Source organism: Pedobacter miscanthi, from assembly GCF_003315595.1.
Classification (GTDB): domain Bacteria; phylum Bacteroidota; class Bacteroidia; order Sphingobacteriales; family Sphingobacteriaceae; genus Pedobacter; species Pedobacter miscanthi.
The window spans coordinates 1-2,486 of the sequence record NZ_QNQU01000063.1; the positions used below are offsets into that span (position 1 = coordinate 1).

Annotated in this window: 3 protein-coding genes; all 3 read right to left on the reverse strand. The window is 32.2% G+C overall.

Translation table 11 applies throughout. The annotated features are described in order from the left end of the window. Nucleotides 1-74: 74 nt before the first annotated feature. Nucleotides 75-1,601: an IS66 family transposase gene (gene tnpC / locus DRW42_RS28325; RefSeq protein ID WP_047035087.1), complete on the reverse strand. Its 1,527-nt coding sequence runs from the start codon at nt 1,599-1,601 to the stop codon at nt 75-77. A gap of 74 nt (nt 1,602-1,675) precedes the next feature. Next, nucleotides 1,676-2,062, reverse strand: coding sequence for an IS66 family insertion sequence element accessory protein TnpB (gene tnpB, locus DRW42_RS28330; RefSeq protein ID WP_113952218.1), 387 nt, complete (start codon nt 2,060-2,062; stop codon nt 1,676-1,678). Nucleotides 2,063-2,079: 17 nt separating this feature from the next. After that, nucleotides 2,080-2,331 carry a hypothetical protein gene (locus DRW42_RS28335; RefSeq protein WP_113952219.1) on the reverse strand — a complete coding sequence of 84 codons (252 nt, stop codon included), beginning with the start codon at nt 2,329-2,331 and terminating at the stop codon, nt 2,080-2,082. Nucleotides 2,332-2,486 lie beyond the last annotated feature (155 nt).

Here is a 2,486-nt window from a genome sequence, read left to right on the forward strand (position 1 = left end):
GTAAACACACTATAGTGTGACATTACAGATAAAAAGGCCCTCAAAATCACATTTTCCTAGTGATTTTGAGGGCCTTACTTTGTACAAATTTCTTTAACTTTAGAATTCCATGGCAAATAAGCTCCAACCTTGACATTTTCTCGTTTTTCTAATAGTGAGAAAATGTAGTTGAAATACTTGAATATATCTAAGCCATTCAACTTGGCTGTTTGAACTAAACTATAAAATATTGCACTAGCTTTGGCACCATCAACGCTTCTCGCAAACAATGAGTTCTTACGAACTAAGGTAGATAGCCTAATCACTTGTTCTATCGGATTGTTTGATAGAGGGAGTTCGCCAATTTTATATATATTTTCTAATCTAGGCTGAAATTTTTTGGCATATTCAACAGCTTTCTTTAATTTACTGCTAGGATTAGGGATAGTATCCAGAAAATCGTAGAATTCATCAACATATTTTTTCAAATGAAGCTTCCGCTTCAGTACTTTTTCTTCTGCATTTTGATACTCAAGCTTCTTTTCTTCTTTAAAAATACGATTTAATAATTCTACCGCTCTTACTGCATATGATCCTCTTCCTTGTTTTAAAGATTTGACTATTTCCACAAAATGTCTGCGTATATGCACCAAACAGCTACCATATGTAATTTGTGGATACATTTCACTGCTATAGGCATTATAACCATCACACATAATTGCTCCAGTGTAAGCTCCAACCAGATTAGAAATATTTTCTTGCTTTCGGCTACTAGAGTAATTAAACACCACTATTTGATGATTTGAAAATTCTTCTGTCGTTCTCATTACCCAAAAATACGATTTACTTCGATTCTTTTCTTCCAACACCTGAAAAGGAGTTTCGTCCATATGAATAACCGGATTTTTCAATAAAATCTTAGTAAGTTCATCGTGAACCGTTTCTAACTGTTCACTCAATTTAATGATGGCACGTGCCATATGCTTTGTATCTATTGGTAAGCCAATATGTTTAAAATATATTGCTTGTCTATTCAATGGTACAGCCATTAAATATTTAGAAGTAACTACTTGAGCCAATACACTACTGGAAAAATAACTATGTGGAAAAATAGGACTAGTAGGTACTTTACCGGCAACTATTTTATCGCCACCTTTTGGGTGGCAATTTTCACATTTATAGGTTTGCTGATAATGATTACGACAAAAAAGCTCAGGTTGTTTCAAGCCTACCTCTCGATAAACACATTTTTTGCCAATTAGAGTGAGTTTTTCATGACAATCAGCACAATTTTTTTGTTCAAGATCATGAACGACATCTACTTGTACTAAAGTATCAAGAAACTCAGCTCGTTGACCACGTGGTTTAACTTTTCGGTGGCAAACTACTCTAAGCTCTACTTCAACTTCTTCATTTTCTTTAGATGAAATATCAGAATCTATATCTAATTCTTCTAATTCAGCCTCTGAAAAAAATGAAAGTTGATTTTTATCTAATTTTTCCGTTTTTTTTCCAAAAATACGGGCATTGAGAAGCTTAATAGTTTCAGACAATTCTTCAATCTTTTTATGAAGTTGTTGATTTTCCTTTTCAAGCTCCTCTATTCTTTTGTCTTTATCCATAGTTCGCCACCTCCTCTTTTAAGATTATGCTTAAAAGCATACCAGTAGGCAGCGTTTTTAGTAAAGAAAAATTTTTAATAAAATGCACCTTTTGGTGCTAAATGTACTTTGGGTTGTGGTAAAGGATTAAGTCCACTTAAAAGTAAGTCAATTTGTTGGTTATCTAATTCTTTAACTTCTTCACTAGTTTTCGGCCAAGTTAAATTACCATTTTCGAAACGTTTATAGAGTAGTATAAAACCTTCACCATCCCAATAAAGAGCTTTAAATCTGTCGTTTCTTCGACCACAGAACAAGAAGATTGAATCATTATAAAGATTCATACCAAAATTATCGGCAATTAAAATTGCCAGTGTATCGATTCCTTTACGTAAATCAGTGTTGCCACAAACAATATATACATGTTTAGGAGNTATCGATTCCTTTACGTAAATCAGTGTTGCCACAAACAATATATACATGTTTAGGAGAGTGATAATTAACTAACATATTTCTTTATCAACTCCCAGACGTCATTCATTACTTCAGTATCAACTCCGTGACACAACAAAATTTTCACCTTATCAAATTTAATTTCAGCATCTAAATTCAATTTGGTTGTTTTAATTTTAGTTGCTGTTTTCCGTTTTTTAGTTGGTTTTACTTCAACAATTTCAGTTTCTTCCATTGTATAAAAAATCCTCCTATACTTTTTATGATAATAGTATAGGGGGATTTCAAATTTTTTCATATTCAGCTCATTATAAAGTACTTACGATTTAAAATTAGTGCAGTATGATTTAACTACGGGAAATCAGTATTTGTATAGAACTAAATTTTTTGAAATAGGGTAATTATAGAATAAAGCAGCTGAAGATCAACGTCATTTAAGACGCTAATATCTTC